Annotated in this window: 9 protein-coding genes; 1 reads left to right on the forward strand and 8 read right to left on the reverse strand. The window is 37.4% G+C overall.

Annotation, left to right across the window (positions count from 1 at the left end; translation table 11 throughout):
• Positions 1 to 2: 2 nt before the first annotated feature.
• The 3 genes from AC07N0_RS18415 to AC07N0_RS18425 form a co-directional block, all read right to left on the reverse strand.
• Positions 3 to 929 (reverse strand): dihydrodipicolinate synthase family protein, encoded by a 927-nt coding sequence (locus AC07N0_RS18415; RefSeq protein ID WP_494590406.1) that lies wholly within the window; start codon positions 927 to 929, stop codon positions 3 to 5.
• A gap of 71 nt (positions 930 to 1,000) precedes the next feature.
• Complete coding sequence (gene nanU / locus AC07N0_RS18420) at positions 1,001 to 2,536, reverse strand: SusD family outer membrane lipoprotein NanU (RefSeq protein WP_494590407.1); 1,536 nt, start codon at positions 2,534 to 2,536, stop codon at positions 1,001 to 1,003.
• An 18-nt stretch (positions 2,537 to 2,554) separates the two neighbouring features.
• Positions 2,555 to 5,827 (reverse strand): SusC/RagA family TonB-linked outer membrane protein, encoded by a 3,273-nt coding sequence (locus tag AC07N0_RS18425; protein ID WP_494590408.1) that lies wholly within the window; start codon positions 5,825 to 5,827, stop codon positions 2,555 to 2,557.
• 375 nt (positions 5,828 to 6,202) lie between these two features.
• Here AC07N0_RS18425 and AC07N0_RS18430 point away from each other — a divergent pair, with 375 nt between their 5' ends.
• Positions 6,203 to 6,913: a FadR/GntR family transcriptional regulator gene (locus AC07N0_RS18430; protein ID WP_494590409.1), complete on the forward strand. Its 711-nt coding sequence runs from the start codon at positions 6,203 to 6,205 to the stop codon at positions 6,911 to 6,913.
• A 70-nt stretch (positions 6,914 to 6,983) separates the two neighbouring features.
• On the opposite strand, the gene galA is transcribed toward AC07N0_RS18430, so the two are convergent.
• The 5 genes from galA to AC07N0_RS18455 form a co-directional block, all read right to left on the reverse strand.
• Positions 6,984 to 10,388: a beta-galactosidase GalA gene (galA, locus tag AC07N0_RS18435; protein WP_494590411.1), complete on the reverse strand. Its 3,405-nt coding sequence runs from the start codon at positions 10,386 to 10,388 to the stop codon at positions 6,984 to 6,986.
• Between the two features lie 137 nt (positions 10,389 to 10,525).
• Entirely contained in the window at positions 10,526 to 11,575 is a 1,050-nt protein-coding gene (locus AC07N0_RS18440) for a glycoside hydrolase family 53 protein (RefSeq protein WP_494590412.1), read from the reverse strand.
• A 6-nt stretch (positions 11,576 to 11,581) separates the two neighbouring features.
• Positions 11,582 to 12,637 (reverse strand): SusE domain-containing protein, encoded by a 1,056-nt coding sequence (locus AC07N0_RS18445; RefSeq protein ID WP_494590413.1) that lies wholly within the window; start codon positions 12,635 to 12,637, stop codon positions 11,582 to 11,584.
• A 24-nt stretch (positions 12,638 to 12,661) separates the two neighbouring features.
• The gene (locus AC07N0_RS18450) at positions 12,662 to 14,269 is read right to left on the reverse strand and encodes a RagB/SusD family nutrient uptake outer membrane protein (protein WP_494590414.1); all 1,608 of its coding nucleotides are present in this window, start codon (positions 14,267 to 14,269) and stop codon (positions 12,662 to 12,664) included.
• 18 nt (positions 14,270 to 14,287) lie between these two features.
• A complete protein-coding gene (locus AC07N0_RS18455) occupies positions 14,288 to 17,275 on the reverse strand; it encodes a SusC/RagA family TonB-linked outer membrane protein (protein WP_494590415.1) in 2,988 nt (995 codons plus the stop codon).
• Positions 17,276 to 17,285 lie beyond the last annotated feature (10 nt).

The raw sequence follows: 17,285 nt of genomic DNA on the forward strand, positions 1-17,285 counted from the left end.
TTTTAGATAGATTTAGAGCAAAATAAGGAGAAATTCAATGAATTTACATCCTTTCTAAAATCTTCAAATTGCTCATTGCTCATATTCCTAACGGGAGTTCTAAATTTACCACAGTCTATCCCAATCATTTTCATGTATGCCTTACCCGTAGAAATTCCACCATATTTACCTAATAAGCGAATCATCTCAATAGATGTCATCTGGTGTTTACGAGATAAATCTAGCTCGCCATCTTCAAAAGCCTGTATTAATTGATGATACAGTGGTGCGGCATAATTAAAAGTACTCCCTACGGCTCCTTTGGCTCCTAATGCCCAAGCTGATAACATATTTTCATCCCGCCCCCACAGCATATCATATTTTCCATCACAATATGTCAAACAAGATTGATAGTCCATGAAATCTTCATGAGTATATTTGATGCCTGCAAAATTAGGAATTCGTCCATCTATGGCTTTTAATAAATCATACATCGCAAAATTTACGCCTGTTAATACAGGAATATGATAGTAATACAATGGCATATCTGGTACCACAGAAGCTACCTCTAAACAAGCATTGGCAAGTACTTCAACGGTAGCAGGTTTAAAGTAAAAAGGAGCTGTAAAAGAAATAGCATATAGCCCAATCCCTTTGGCATGGATAGCCAATTCCTTGCAATCAGTAATACTAGTGCCTCCTAAAAACATCATTACCTTAAAGTCTGCATCATCCCTTGTACAATTTGCCCATGCTTCAGCAACAACTCTTTTTTCTTGCTGCGTCATAGATACTCCTTCGCCTGTAGAACCGCAAATAAATGCTCCTGTAACACCATTAGATTTTAGCATTTGATAATACTGAGGGATAACAGATACATTAAGTGTTCCATCGGCATGCATGGGTGTAAAAGGTGCAGCAATAAGTCCTGTGAGATGCGAGTTTTTCATATTTTTTACTATTTAATTTAATGAGATTCAGTAGTATAGAGCAAGTAATGTTACTTGCTCTATAGAAATTATTAAAATGCTGGATAACCAGGTGTTTGTATTAATGACCTATTGTTTGTCAGGGAGTTTCTATCAACTGGCCATAATAATTTATAGACTTCGCTAGATAGTACAGTCGTATTAGCAAACACATAATTGTTGCCTACTCTGCGTAAATCATACCAGCGTTTGCCTTCAAAAATGAATTCAAATAATCGTTCGTCCAAAATGGCATTAATAGGGCTAACATCTTTCGCTTGGTTAGGAAAGCCATATTTTTTATCGTTGTACTGAGTCCCAAAAGCACGAGCCCTCACAAGGTTTATTTCTGTGGCAGGACTTTGTCCTAAAATCACTTTTGCTTCGGCCATCATTAATAATAAGTCGGCATAGCGATAGATTGGATAATCGTTTGTAAAAGCTCTAGACCCTGCATTTTGTTCACCTTGATATTTATTGGTAAAACAGCCTACAAGTTCAAAACCTGTACCTTTTTTGCTGAAAGCTGGTTGGATAGATGCTAGTTTTCGAGTATCAGCATCATCAAACTTTTGGTAAGTTGCTATGCGGATAGGAGCACGGAGTAATCCACCCCAGTTGTCGGTTGTCACATTAAATTGTCTCGAACCATTTAGGTCGTAGAAGTTTGCAATAAGTCCTGATTGTGGCACAAAGCTACCCGCAATAAAAGTCATACTAGCTTCATTGAGTACGTAGCGTATGGCAAAAATAATTTCGTTGTTTCCTTTGTTAGCCGAAGCAAAAACTGAACTATAACTAGGTAATAGGGTTAAGCTTGGAATATTCGTTTTGATATCATTCAAGGCATTCAAAGCTGTGGTAGCATCTACTGTACCACCCCCACGATAACTATTCCAAAGAGATACTTCAGCTTTAAGCATCAAGGTAGCCGCTTTTGACCAATATGATTTACTATTTCTGAAGGTATAATTACTCCCAAAATTGCTCTCAGATTTTTCAAGGTCAGCTTTAATCAAACTCATTACTTCGGCTTCAGGCGAGGCCGCTTTGGCAAGATTAGAGATGTCGATGGATAAAATAGGGTCTGTCTGAATTACCACATTGCCCCATGACCTCAAAAGGTGAAAGTAATAATAGGCTCTTAATCCATGGGCAATTCCTAAATAGTATCCTTTGGTTGCACTCGTAACAATATTGGTAGTATTTAGTTTATGTATCAATAAATTGATTTGAACGATATTGCTATAAAACCCTCCAAAATTACTTACGCCTGTATTATCTAAATCCAACGTTTGTAGCCACATTCTTTCCAAGCCTTGGGTGGCTTCGCCAGTAAAAGTACTCGGACTATTGGCTTCTGTACCAAATATGTCAGAACGTAATTCTCCTAAAGCCTGAAAATTGGCATTATGACTTCTAAAACGCACATGAATCCCCGAAACGAAGGCATCAAACTGGTCGGCAGTTTTCCAATAGTTGGCGTCACTTATACTACTAACAGGGGTTAAGTCAAGGTTAGTGTTGCACGAAGTAAGCATCAAACAGATACCTAAACATGTATATATTGCTTTAATGATATTTTTCATGAAAGTATTTTTTAATAATTAAAATGAAACCTGAACACCTAAAACTACAGATTTGGGTGTTGGATATGTACCTGCATAAATGCCACCTGTTGGAGGTTCAGGAGATGGTCCGCTAAATTTGGTGATATAAAATAGGTTGTTGAAGTTAGCGTAAACGCGTGCTTGAGAAAACCACTTGGTTAAGAGTCTGTATTTTGACAAATCATAAGAAACGGTAATTTCTCTGCAAGCTAAATAATCGCCTTTTTCATAGAATTGCGAATTATTCCCGTTGAGTACCTGTCCGCCATTATTAGCCCTTGTATAGTTCTTTTTACCAGCTGGCGCTCCCACTTGGTCAGCATAATATACCTTTGGAATATTGGTATCGGTATTCGTGGGCGACCATGCTTCTTTTTGTAATTCAATGTAATTGAATGTTCCTTGATAATTCCCTAAGGTACGGGCTACCAAGTCGTTATAAATGGTATGTCCTAATGCAAAATCGAATCGAGTGAAGAGTGAAAGCCCTTTGAACGAGATATTAGAGGTAAAACCACCTGTAATATTAGGCGTAATGTTTCCTAAATATACTTGGTCTCTTGAATCAATAATATCGTTTTTATCTACATCTAGCCAGTTTACATCACCCGGTGTGATTTTGTTCGCCATTGAGGTAGAAGGACCGCCAATTCCTGCAATATTATCCACTCTATTAGCGGCAATTTCAGCGATTTCTTCCTCATTTTTGAAAATTGATACCTGTTTGAATCCGTAAATAGCGCCCAAAGGTTGTCCTTCCTGCAAGCCACCTACCCACACTACTTTACCTTGTGTAGGGTCATAGATTTGTAAACCGCCCTGACGATTGTTCTCGTTGCCATTGTAGGGTAATTGAAGAATCTTATTGCTCGTAAACGAAACGTTTCCACCTAGATTCCAACTCAATCCATTAGGATTTTTAAGAATCGTTGCATTAACGGTTACCTCTATACCTTTGTTCTGAAAAGTACCTAAGTTAGTTCTTACTGAGCTGTATCCTACATAACTAGGCAAAGTTAAATTGGTCAATAAGTCGCTGGTTCTTCTATCGTAATAATCGAATAAAATGTTCAATCTATTTTTTAGCAAAGAAATATCTAATCCTACATCTAGTGTTTTGCTTTTTTCCCATCTTAGTCCTGAATTAATAATGTTGGTGCTCAAAAAACCAAGACTACCATTATAATTACCCTGAGAACCATATACGCCTTGTACTTCGTAGTTACCAATACCCGCTACATTACCATTGAAGCCATAACTAAATCTTGGTTTCAATGCACTGACATAATTGTTTAAAAAGCTTTCTTGAAAGAACTTTTCTTTATGAAGATTCCATCCTGCCGACATACCAGGGAAAATACCATAACGGTTTTCGTCTGCTAAGCTCGAAACTCCGTCACGTCTTATTACTAAGCTAAGTAAATAACGTTCATCAAAATCATAATTTAAGCGACCAAATTGAGATAAAATTTTGTATTCATCTCTGAAAGAATAATTACTTCCTGCAGCAAAAGTCGTAGACGCATTAGCTGTCTCAATATCATCAGTTGGTGCATTCTGACCACTTACTTGCATTTCAAAACTTTTCTGACCGAATACCTCAGCACCTAACATTGCATTAATGTGATGTAAATCTGCGATAGCCTTTTGATAATTGATAATGGCATTATATTGCTGTTGTACCGACCTTGAAAATAATGCAGTAGATGCACGAGTAGCATTGTTAAACGACGGAGGATTGGTGTATAAGTTAGTATACGTCTGGGTCGCTAAATTAAAAGATTGATTAAGTGATTCGAATAAATAGGCATTACCGCTGACCTTTACATATAAATCTTTAGCAATATCATATTTGGCAGAAGCATTTACTGTAATTCGATTGACTTCGCTATTTCTTTTTGTTTTCTGTAACCAATACAACGGATTTCCATCACTAATGCTATTACCAGGGTTGGGCATTGTTTTTAGAGAATCTAACCAAGGATTCATCGTTGGCCAAATAGCTAAACTTCTATAAAGTACGTTTGATTCTGAGGCCAAGGTACCATTCTGTGAAGACGTTGAGAAAGTTGCGCCTGTGGTTATTTCCAAATTAGGTTTCACTCTGTAAGAACCATTGATGTTCCCTGTATAGCGTTTGTAATCAGAGCCTACAATGACACCATCTTCGTTATAATGGTCAAAACTAGCAAAGTATTTTCCTTTATCGTTACCACCCTCAACACTTAGGTAATGGTCTTGTGTAGTAGTATTTCTAAAAACAAGATTTTCTATTTCTCCACTGTGGTCTTTGTATAAAATTGAGCCTCCATAAGGGTCGTCCATCGCTTGCCATCCTTGTGATAATAAACCAGCGTTAGCTGCATTGTTTACTCTGATATCAAACAACGCCAAATTAGCGGCATCAGTCAACAAACCATATCCACGAGATGAATTAACCTGAGCGAGGGTTCTTCCAGAATTCAAATTGCCGAGCCTGTTATAATAAATATAGTCTCTAGCATTCATGTATTTGTAACCTTCTCTGTTTTTATTAAAACCCGTGGTAAATTTATAGCTTACTCTAGCAGTCCCTGCTTTTCCTTGTTTGGTCGTGATAAGAATCACACCATTGTTGGCTCTTGCGCCATAAATAGCAGTAGATGCTGCATCTTTCAACAATTCAATAGACTCAATATCGTCGGGAGCAATATCATTCAAGGCTCTAATAACCCCATCAACAACTACCAACGGAGAGCCTGGCGTGTTGATTGATGCTCCACCACGTAATAAAATTGAAGGAGCTGCTCCAGGGGTACCTGAGCGATTTACTACCTGCAAACCTGCTAATGACCCTTGCAAGGCTGTTCCTACGTTGGCTCTGGGGCTATTAGCCAAGATGTCTTTATCAATTTTACCAATCGAGCTAGTGATATTCCTTCTTGATTGTGTTCCATATCCTACCACAACAACTTCACCGAGGGCAGTAATATCGTTTTTAAGTTTGATAGCAATAGTAGGAGATTTACTAATGTTGATTTCTTCTTTAAGATAACCAACATAACTTACTACAAGGATATCCCCTTCATCAACAGCTAGCGTAAAATCTCCTTTTTCGTTGGTAATGGTTCCTACTGTTTTTCCTTTTATAATGATTGATACTCCAGGAAGTTCTTCGCCCGTATCATTAGCGGTAACTTTTCCGATAATTTTTCTTGTTTGTCCCCATGTCGTTAATGCAAAGAGAAAACAAGCTGTTACTAAGCAAATTTTCAGATAAATATTTTTCATAATGGAAGATAGTTTTAATGTATTATGTATGACATAACAAATGTAGAAGTTATATCTGACATATTCCAAATAAAAATCAAAAAATTTTACATTTAATCATAAAATAGTAATAAATACTAGCTTTTATGACCTATTAATTACTTATTCTTTCCGACAAGACTAGTAAATATGTAATACTTAATACTCAAAAATAAGTAAATAATTACAGTTTTGTAATAATTAAGCATTATTTACGTGTATTTTTGTAGTATTCAATGCTATTATCTATAAAAGTGCTTGATTGCCTATTTAAGGCATTTTATAATCAAAAAAGATATAATAGATAGTAAAATCAAATAAAAATCTTACTTTTACCGAAAATAAGTTATACATAATATGATTAAAGATGCTATTAATAATAATAACTTTACTACCGTTGACAGCAGTTCATTGGTAGATAAAGTAGAAGCCAACCTGGTTGAATTATTACAAAGTAGGAAACTGAAAGTGGGGGATGTAATCCCTAAAGAAATAGAGCTGGTAGAACTACTAGGAGTAAGCAGGACTGTCATTCGAGAGGCAATAACCCGATTGCGAACAATGGGGATGATAGAATCGAAAAAGAAAAAAGGTTCTGTGATTACAAGTCCAGATATTTTTGGAATTATGGGTAAAAGCATGAATCCCCATATTCTTGATGAAGAGACTTTGAAAGAAATCTTTGAAATCAGGCTGGTATTAGAGATAGGAATGGCTGATTTTATTTTTCAAAAAATAACACCTAAAGATATTGAAGAATTGAAGGAAATTGTGAAAAATGAACCTGCCTCAAGCGAAACACATCTATTTAATATCGACCATGAAATTCAGTTTCATGGAAAACTGTATGAGATAACAGGGAACAAAACAATGAAGACATTTCAAAGTATGCTTTTGCCTATTTTTGATTATGTCCATAATAGTGGACTCCTAAAAAAAGAGGTTCAAATGAAGAAGTTTGTGTCACACAAAGGTTTGGTTGACATTCTGGAAAATGGCTCGCCCGAATTATTCAGAAACGGTATGAGAAACCACTTGGAAAACCACTTTGCTCGTTTGATTAGCTAATCAAGAAATATCTTTGCTGATAAACTCAAGACCTTCTCTCTAATCAGAGAGAAGGTCTTGAGCAATCATTTTACTTTACTAAAAACTGCTTTGACAGTTTATCATAAACGCCCAATAGTTGATTTGACTTACCATCCTTTTGGAAGATTGATTCCCAAGTATTTAAAGGCTCCCAAATACAAGTACCTTTCCCTTTTCCGTTGGGTAAATTAAAAGCAATCGCATTGACATCTTCTTTCAACTGCGAATATTCTACCACGATAACGTCTTTGTTATATCGTTGGATAAGATTACTTAAATTATCTCTTAAATCATCCGTAGTACCATGCCATTTAGGATAATATGATTCGCCTATGACATCAAAATGCACTCCTCTTGCCAACATCCCATCAATAAAATTAACTGATTCGTGATTTTGACCACCTAAGGCTACATGAAGCATCATTACTACATTGGTATCAACAGCTTTCACTGCGGCGGTGCCTGCATTTAACAACTGTGCCAATTCGTCAGGGTTTTGCACATTCCCATCAGGCCACACAATCCCATGGTTAACTTCATTACCAATTTGTACCATATCAGGAACAGTCCCTTGGTCTTTCAATTCCTGCATTACTTGTTTGGTATAATCAAACAATGATTTTTTGATTTCAGCAAATTGTAAATTGTCCCAAGCAGCAGGCTTATTTTGTTTACCTGGGTCTGCCCAATAATCGCTATAATGGAAATCAAGTAAGAGCTTCAAGCCAGCAGCTTTTACTCTTTTTGCCATTAGTTTAGTATGTTCTAAATCGCAAAAACCTTTGTTAGGAGAATACCCATTGGCATTGGCAGGATTATTAAAAATACGCAAGCGGATATAATTGAAGCCATGTTCTTTCAGAATCTGGATAGCATCTTTTTCCACGCCATTGTCAGAAAACTTCACATTTCTAGCCTCTAGTTCTGGTAAGAATGAAATGTCAGCGCCAATCATTTTATCAACCGAACGATTTTTGGCTGCTTCTCCTTTCAATTCGTAGGTTTTATCAATCGTAATTTTGGCTACTTTTTCAGGAGAAATCGTTACAATATCAGTTGAACCTGTAAATAAACCTGCTGCTGTAGCTTCAAATTTAATCAAATCGGGATTTGTCCCCGCTTGTACAATTACCTGACATTTGCCATTGAATAAAGCTCTTTGCCAAGCGCCATCAATACATTTGTCTGGTTCATGGCTACTTGGGTCACCATTGCTCACACCAATGATTTTAGCATCACCTTTCAACGAGAATCGTATCATATTATCAGCATCGGGTACTTCTCGACCTTCTTTATCCACTACACTGATATTAATAATGCTTACATCTTTACCATCGGCCAAAGTAGTGGTTTTATAAGGAGTCACCACTACTTCGGTAGGTCTGCCGGTGGTTTCTACTTTGGTGGTTAGCTGTTTATTATTTTTGTAAGCTACTGCTTCTAATTTTCCTGGGGCATAGTTCACCGACCATTGAAGGTGACCATTTCTAGGCATATCTTTTTTGCCCAAGCTTTTTCCATTTAAAAATAATTCTACATTATCAGCATTGCTATTAACCCAAACATCAATCGGTTTGCCATTTTTGCCTAACCAATTCCAATGAGGAGATATATGCAGAATATCTTTATCCGTCCACCAACTTTGGTAATAGTAATAAATGTTTTTTGGGAAACCGCAAACGTCCATTACGCCAAAATGAGAATTGACATTAGGCCAACGAAAAGGAGTAGGTTCGCCACGGTAATCAAAGCCTGTCCAGATAAAACCACCTAGCCAAAAATCATTGGTAGCTGATAATTTCCACCATTCTTCTGCTTTACTTGCCCACCACGGAGCAGTAATATCTTGGTCAGGTAAATAACCTCTGATAGAATCTGTTTCATAAATTCCTCTGGTTGTTACAGTACTACCCATTTCAGTACCAAGAATAGGTTGTGTTGGATGTGCTTTATGATAGTCTTCTACAGCAAACTGACGATAATTGAAACCTCTTACGGGAATCACTTCGTTCACACCACGATACACATTGGCTAAATCGGCAGCATAGGTAGAAGTACGCGTAGGGTCTAATTGTTTCTGCTTTTCAATGAGCGATAAGGCTATTCTTTTACCAAATGTATTGGTCTGGATACCACCTTCTTCGTTACCGATACTCCACATAAAAATGGAAGCATGATTTCGGTCACGTTTTAAAAGCCGTTCAAACTGCGTCATGTATTCTGTTCCGCTATTTAATAAGCGTTGTTCATCCATGACTAACATCCCTAAACTATCACAAGCTTCTAATAATTCTGGAGTAGGAGCATGGTGACTGGTTCGATAGGCATTCGAACCCATATTTTTGAGCAAACTAATGCGATAATATTGTAAATAATCGGGCAATGCACTACCAATTCCTGCATAGTCTTGGTGATTGTTTGTACCCAATATTTTTACATATTTTCCATTCAGAAATACGCCATTATTTTTTACCTCAATAGTCCTTATGCCAAATTTAAAGCTTTGTTTATCTATGAGTTGTCCGTTGGCTTTAAGTTCTACGACTACTCTATGTAAGTAAGGGTCTTCTAAAGTCCACAGATGTGGATTGCTGATAGTAAAACTCTGTTTAGTTGTTTTTTCTTCAAGAGAAGGTTGAGATAAAGGTTGGTCGATAGACTTTCCTATCATTTTCCCAGACCTATCAATTAAATAAGATGTCAACGTATAGTTAGTAGGAGAGAAGTTTTCATTGCTTACACTGGTTTCTACATGAATGATTGCTTTATTATCTTGTATCTTAGCATGAGCAAAAATGCCATCAGTGTTGATATGTAAGTTGGAATATTTATTTAACCAAACGTGGCGATAGATACCTGCACCCTCATAAAACCAACCTTCATATTGTGAAGCATCAGCCCGCACAACAATTACATTTTCACGTTTGAAATTAATAAAATCAGTAATATCATAAGCGACTCCTAGATAACCACTTTTATTATTGCCCAAGTAAAAGCCATTTATCCAGATGTTAGCATCTCTAAAAATACCATCAAACTGGATTTGGAAACGACTTCCAGAGTCAGAAGGAGCTACTTTGAAGTGTTTTCTATACCAACCTACGCTTGTTTCTGGGAATAAACCACCGACAGGCTTAAAACCGTGAGCTTCTACGTTCAAATCCTCCGATTTGGCAAAAGGTAATTCAACAGCCCAGTCGTGCGGAAGATTGATTTTCGCCCAAGTGCTATCTTTAAAACGAGCATCAATCGCAGAATTTTCGGCACTACCAGATTTTACAAAAACCTTGGTAATACCATAATTAAAGTCTTTTTCAGGATTTGAGGTATGTCCTAAATGAAATTTCCAATCATTATCAAAATTGATTCGTTGCCTTTGTGTAGCCTGTGAAAATGATACAATAGTAAATAACAGGAGGAATCCTGTTAACAAAAAGTATTTGTGATTTTGCATAATTATTAAAACAGTAAGAATAGTTAAAAATTTCCTCTGTATTTACACAGAGGAAATTTAAATAAAAAAGCATCAATAGGCATTATAGTTACCTATCTCAATTGATTTTCAACCAAAAAAATCATTTTTACTATTTATTAAGGTAAAAAAGCATCCATCGCAATAGTAGGTTTGCCTGAATTATCAAAAGCACCTAGCGTGTAACCAACCCAATTGTTATGCGCTTGAGGTTCCCAATAAAGTACACCTAATCCTTTTGAATTACTGATTGATTTTGTTTTAGTGATAATGTCACTTAGGAACAGCTTGCATGCCGCTGCGCCATCCCAAGGCATTCCTACCTCTACAATCATTACTTCTTTATTGTAGCGACTTATCATATCGTTCATGTTAGTCAAACATTGTTGATTAACTTTTGCCCATCCAGCAGCAGCATAATCTGGTGCATAAGTAGGATAAAGAGACATCCCGATAACATCATATTTTGCGCCATTAGCTTTTAGGCCATCAAACATCCATCTGAAAAGTTGATTGTCGTAACCATTAGAAATATGGACGATAACTTTTGCTTCTGGAAAAACAGATTTTACACCATCATAGCCAGCGTTAATCATTTGGGCAAAAGCACTCATGTTAGTAGATGCTCTTCCTGTCGGCCATAACATACCGTCATTCGTTTCGTTACCTACTTGTACCCACTCAGGTGTAATCCCATTTTTCTTTAGCTCAGTTAATACGTCGGTAGTATGTTTTCCGATAGCAGACTTTAGTCCTTCCAAATCCAAATTAGCCCAAGCAGCTGGTTTGGTTTGTTTACCTGGGTCAGCCCAATTATCACTATAATGAAAATCAATCATGATGCGTAAGCCCAAGTTTTTAGCACGGATGGCTTTGGCAACCACATCAGGAGTATTATTGTAGGCTGGCGAAGGATTTACCCAAACTCTTAGGCGAATAGAATTCATGCCCAATGATTTCATCAGGGCCATACATTCCATCGCTTGTCCCGAAGTATTATAAAACTTTACTCCAGTGGCCTCCATTTCTGTCACCCAGCTTACATCAGCACCTTTTGCAAAACCAGAAGTTGGCGTTTCTTTCACTGGCTCAATCACTTCGTTATTACTTGTATTGCTACATGATAACAACAAAAGAGAACAAAAAAGAAAATTAATTAATTTATTCATGTTATTTTATTCAATTGTGTAAGTATAATTGCCTGCTTTTAGGTCTAGTGTAATGGTGCGAGTTCCCGCTAAGCTCGCTGGAATAACGATATTGTCTCCATCGTATTCTAAACTTAAATCTGCACCCGTATCGCCCATATTAATAGCCCATGCACTATTTGCTCTAAATTTCAATCCTCCCGCTTTTAGGACTGTGGTTACTTTCCAAACATTTTTTGCAGCATCGTAAGTCATTTTCACGTCGTCTGCCCAACCATTTGCTGCGGCATCACCAATGATTCCCCACGTAGTTTTAGTACCACTCCAAGTATTACTGTTAGTGTTTCCTTTCAAGAGATAATAACCGTCTTCTGGCACAAACAAATTGCCACCGCTACTACTAAAGGTACCTGCTACATCGCTACCTGTGGTAGTACTGCTTACCCAACCATAATTTGTACCATTCCAATCAGGCTGACTTGTATATTTGAATTGATGTGTTCCACCAACAATATTAACATAGCCTTCATAAATACCATTAGCATTTCTTGAAGAAATTTTTGGTGCTGATGCTGGGTCCCATCCTTGAAAGTCGCCTGCTACCCAAAGCGATGGATAATTAATTACGACTAAATAAGGGGTCACTGAAACAGATAAAACATTAGAATATATATCTGCTACAGCATCTGAAATATAAGATTTCACCCTTAATTCTAACTGACCAACAGCATTAGGCTTTAGCCCCATGATGATGGCTAACTGATTAAAATCAGCAGTAGTATATTTTAACTGTACTGTGTTGCCCAAACTAATTTCTTTCGGTGCCGTAAAATTAGTGCCTGCCTTGGCAATTTGTAAGGTATAGCGTACAGCAGCCTGAAATCCATAATTGGCACGATTCCAAGTAAATGCTACAGCAGAATCGTTGGCTGTTGCTGGTGTAAGCACATAACTTGTTTTAGAAGAACTTAGCACAGATGCTTCACCCTTACTACTCATAACGGTTTTTATTTCATTGTTTTCACAAGAAAAAACACCAATACTTATGAGGCTTATTAATAGTATTCTGAATATATTTTTCATGATAGTCTCTATTTTCTTAAATCATTAATAACCTTGATTCTGTACCAGATTTGGGTTGGATGATAGGTCATTTGAGGGTATCGGGAAAAGATTGTACTTATCCTCTACAGATCTTCCATTAGCAATGCCGCCTTTCCAAGCCCATAAATAAGCACCAGTCGTGAATTTTTTATACCTGATTAAATCTGTTCTACGATGAGCCTCATAGTACAATTCTCTACCTCTTTCATCTAAGATAAAATTGAGCGTTAATTGACCAGCTGTAATATTGCCAGTGGTTTTTCCACCATAAGCTCTAGTACGCAATTGGTTAATATAAGTCAAAGCAGTTGCTACATCACCACCTGTTCCACCTCTTAATACGGCTTCTGCATAAGTCAAGTTGATTTCGCCTAACCTAAACAATGGAAAGTCAATGTCTGTCCAGTTTCCAGCAGGGTCTGCATGAGGGGCTTTGGCACCTGTACGTGTTTTGTTACGATATTTATTCGACGAATAGCCATCAGTACCTTTGTACAGTTCCGCCATCAAACGATTTTGTCCTACGGTATAAAACTGTGCTCTTTGGTCTGTATTACCCGTTTCATCAGTAAATAAATCAACAAAATTTTGTGTATGACGAAGTCCACCCCAGTTACCACTCGTTCCAGAAATATCACCTGGTACAGCAGCAGGACCGTGTGCTAGATAAGTAGTTCCGCCCCAGTTTTGGGTGTTAGTAGCATCGTAGGCAATCATGAAAATGTTTTCAGTGGTATTCAAATGATTGTCTGCCAAAGTCAATTCACGATAATTTGGATGTAATGAGAAGGACGCAGCTTTTATTTTATTACAATAAGTAATAGCCTCCGTGTATTTGGCTGTGCCTGCATATACTTCTGCATTCAAATACAAACGCGCTAATAATGCCCAAGCGGCAGATTTTTCAGCACGTGGGTATTCGTTTTGACCAGGAGCTACTAAATCGTTTTCAATCGCTTTTAATTCTGTTTCGATATAAGTAAACAAATCCTTACGCTGAATCTGTTTTGGAAGAATAGCACCTACAGCGTCATTTTCTGTCACAAATGGAGGATTCCCAAACAAATCCATCAAAGCCCAATACTGATAAGCACGGATAAAACGGGCTTCTGCTCTGTATTTTCTGATGTTTTCGGCATCTGTTCCTGTGATACCTCTTTTACTCAAATTGGCATCAGACGACTGGCGAATGAAATCATTACAAAGGGTAATTTGGAAGAACGCACGGTAATAAATACCATTGATAATAGGATTGATAGCCGACCAGCTCATTTCTTTTAATCCTTTTACACCTGCATCATTTTGCCAAGTCCATGAGGCTTCGTCGGTAGTAAGTTCTTGCAAATTCCAGTATAATCGAAGGAAATCTGAGTTTCCTTCGTCAGAAATAATCTGTGATGGAATATCGGGGCTTCCAGTACCTCCTGTATTACCTGTCAAGGCAAAGGCTGAATATACTTTTGCCAACGCTTGTTTATACCCAAGGGGTGTTTTATAAACCGTTTCAGCAGTAATATCATTGGTCGGTAATAAATCTAACTTATCAGTACAAGCACTTGTAATAGAAATAATTAGGCTTGATATGGCTATTTTTAAATATTTTATTTTCATTTTTTCTGTCGAATTTTATTAAAAGTCAAGATTCAAGCCTAAAGCAATGGTACGTGGACGAGGATACAAACTGTTGTCGATACCAGAAGCAACTTCAGGGTCTAAACCTTTATATTTAGTGATGACAAAGACATTCTGTACGCTGGCATTGATGCGTAAATTAGCAGTACTATTTTTCAAGAATTTACCTAAATCATAACTCAAATTGGCATTATCCATTCTTATAAACGAAGCATTTTGAATATAATAATCACTCAATAATTGTTGACTATTCCCTTTGAACTGCGTATCTAAATAATTGCTCGATGCATTATAAAGTACGCTATTCCCTGTAATCTGACTCAACACGCCACTTTGACTAAAGTTGTTATTATAAACATAATTATCAAACGAAGCACGCATTACAAAGCCCAGATTCCATTTTTTGTAATTAACAGAGCTACTAAGTCCCAAGAATACTTTTGGAACAGCACTTTTGCCTTTGTAAAGGTCATCTTGATTGATAATGCCATCGCCATTTTTATCTACAAATACACCCTCTACAGGTTTTCCATTTTCGTCATATACCTGCTTGTATAAATTGAAAGTACTTTTGCTATAACCAACAGCATTGATAAAGGCAAACTGTCCGCCAATACCGCCTGCAATACCACCCGATGGAAAGCCAGGATAGTTTTTGTCTTGTGGTACTACTGTCAGGTTAGTGATGGTATTTTGGTTGTAAGTAGCATTGAAATCAAGGTTCCAAGTGAGGTTGTTTTTTCTAATGATTTGTGTGTTAATACTAAACTCTACGCCTTTGTTTTCCATCGACCCTACATTGGCTACAATAAATGCTGTAAAGTTGGCCCCTGCTGGTTGTGGAATATTATTGAGTAGGTCTTTCGTATTTTTTACATAAAAATCAACACTACCTTTTACTCGGTTATCAAATAAACCATAGTCTAAAGCGATGTTTTTAGAAGCTGTTTCTTCCCATTTACGGTTGCTATAGAAGCCACCTGGGCGATAACCCTGATAGAAAGTATCACCAAACTGATAAGAAGCATTCGCAGAACTCAAGGCAAAATAGGAATAATAGTCATAATTTCCGATACCATCTTGCTGACCAGTTATCCCGTAACTAGTTCTTATTTTAAGGGTTGAAATCACTTTACTGCTAGCTAAGAAAGTTTCATCCTTGATGTTCCAAGCCAATGCAATAGAAGGGAAAAGTCCCCATCTGTTAGCAGGAGCGAAGCGAGAAGAGCCGTCACGACGAAGTGTAGCCGTTAAGAAGTAACGGTCATTCAAGGAGTAATTCGCACGACCGAAGAAAGAAATCAACGTGTTTTCTGGCGTATCAAAAGGAAAAGCTGGGTCGGTATTTGGATATTTTACACCACGAGCATTATAACTAGCATAATTGTAGTTCGTCGTTTTATAATTATTGAACGAATATCCCGCCATGATATCAAACTTGCTTCTGATATCTTTCAATTCTTTGGCATAATTCAGATAAAACTCCAAAAGCGTATTTTGCTTTGTTTGTTTATACGTGTTGTTTGTTCCGCCTGCACCATTGGCTACATAACCAATAGCGGCACTGTCTGTAACATAAACCGTTCCTGCACCTTTTGATACATCATAGCCTAAGTTTAAATTGGCTCTCAATTCAGGTAAGAAGTGGAATTTATAATCTAACTGAATATTGCCAATGCTTCTCTGGGGAGTGCTTTCATCAAAACGCTGTTCTAATTGTCCCAAAGGATTTCTACCTGCTAAATTAACTAAGCCTGTAGCACTGGTTCTGTCTAACCATTCAAAGTATCCTCCAAATCTTTGCGGATTCTCCGTGGCATATACAGGTTGAGTAGGGTCGAAACTAATCGCTGAACCAATCGCACCAGTAGCCGCAAATCTTGCCTTTTGCATACTTCCCTTAAGACTAATATCTACTTTAAGGTGGTTTTCAAAGAAAGTAGGATTCAAAGCTATGGATAAAGATGTTCTTTGTAACTTATCTGTTTTCAAACCCCCCGTTTGGTTCTGGAAACCCAAAGAAATACGATAAGGCAATTTTGCTACCTCGCCCCCAAGGCTTAGGTTATTATCAGTCATAAAGGCTGTTTGGTAAATAGCATCTTGCCAATTAGTATTTGCCTTGCCAAGCATTGCTTTTTGAGCATCTGTTCCTTTTTCATTTACGATTGCACGAAATTGGTCGGCACTCAATACACTTACTTGTTTAGTAATATTTGAAGTTGAATTTACCGAAGAGAAATTCACCCTTAAAGCACCACTTTTTCCTTTTTTGGTGGTAATGATGATTACCCCATTTGATGCCCTTGTACCATAAATGGCCGATGCCGATGCATCTTTCAGTACCGTGAATGTTTCAATATCATTTGGATTGATAAAGCTAAGTGGATTAGATGCCCCAGCGATTCCGCCTTCCCCTTCTAAAGGAACACCATCAATAACAATTAAAGGGTTATTACTAGCACTCAATGACGACCCACCACGGATTCTGATGGTACTTCCAGCCCCTGGCTGACCGCTGTTTGAAATGATAGAGACCCCAGGAACTTTCCCCGAAATCAATTGTTCGGGTGTAGTGATTGCTCCTGTTTGGAAATCTTTGGAAGTGATGGTGGTAACAGCACCTGTTAAATCTTTTTTCCTTGAAGTTCCATAACCAACTACTACCACTTCGTCTAAAGCTGTAGTAGCAGGAACCAGCACAATATTCATTACGGTGGCGGCTCCGACAGTCGATTCAAGTTTAGTAAAACCAACGGAATTAAAAATCAAGATATCCCCAACAGATGCCATTATTTTAAATTCCCCCTTGCCGTCTGTAATGGCTGCTGTCTTTTTATTCTTAACAGTTATCGTTACACCAGGTAAGGCCGATTCGGATGACTCTACTACTCGCCCTGTTATCATTCTATCTTGTGCAGAGGCATTAATACTGGTTAATATACTAATGATAGCCAAGACATAGTACAATAATTTTTTTCTCATCTTAATTTTT

This window comes from Arcicella sp. GW821-FHT09D11, from assembly GCF_059416265.1.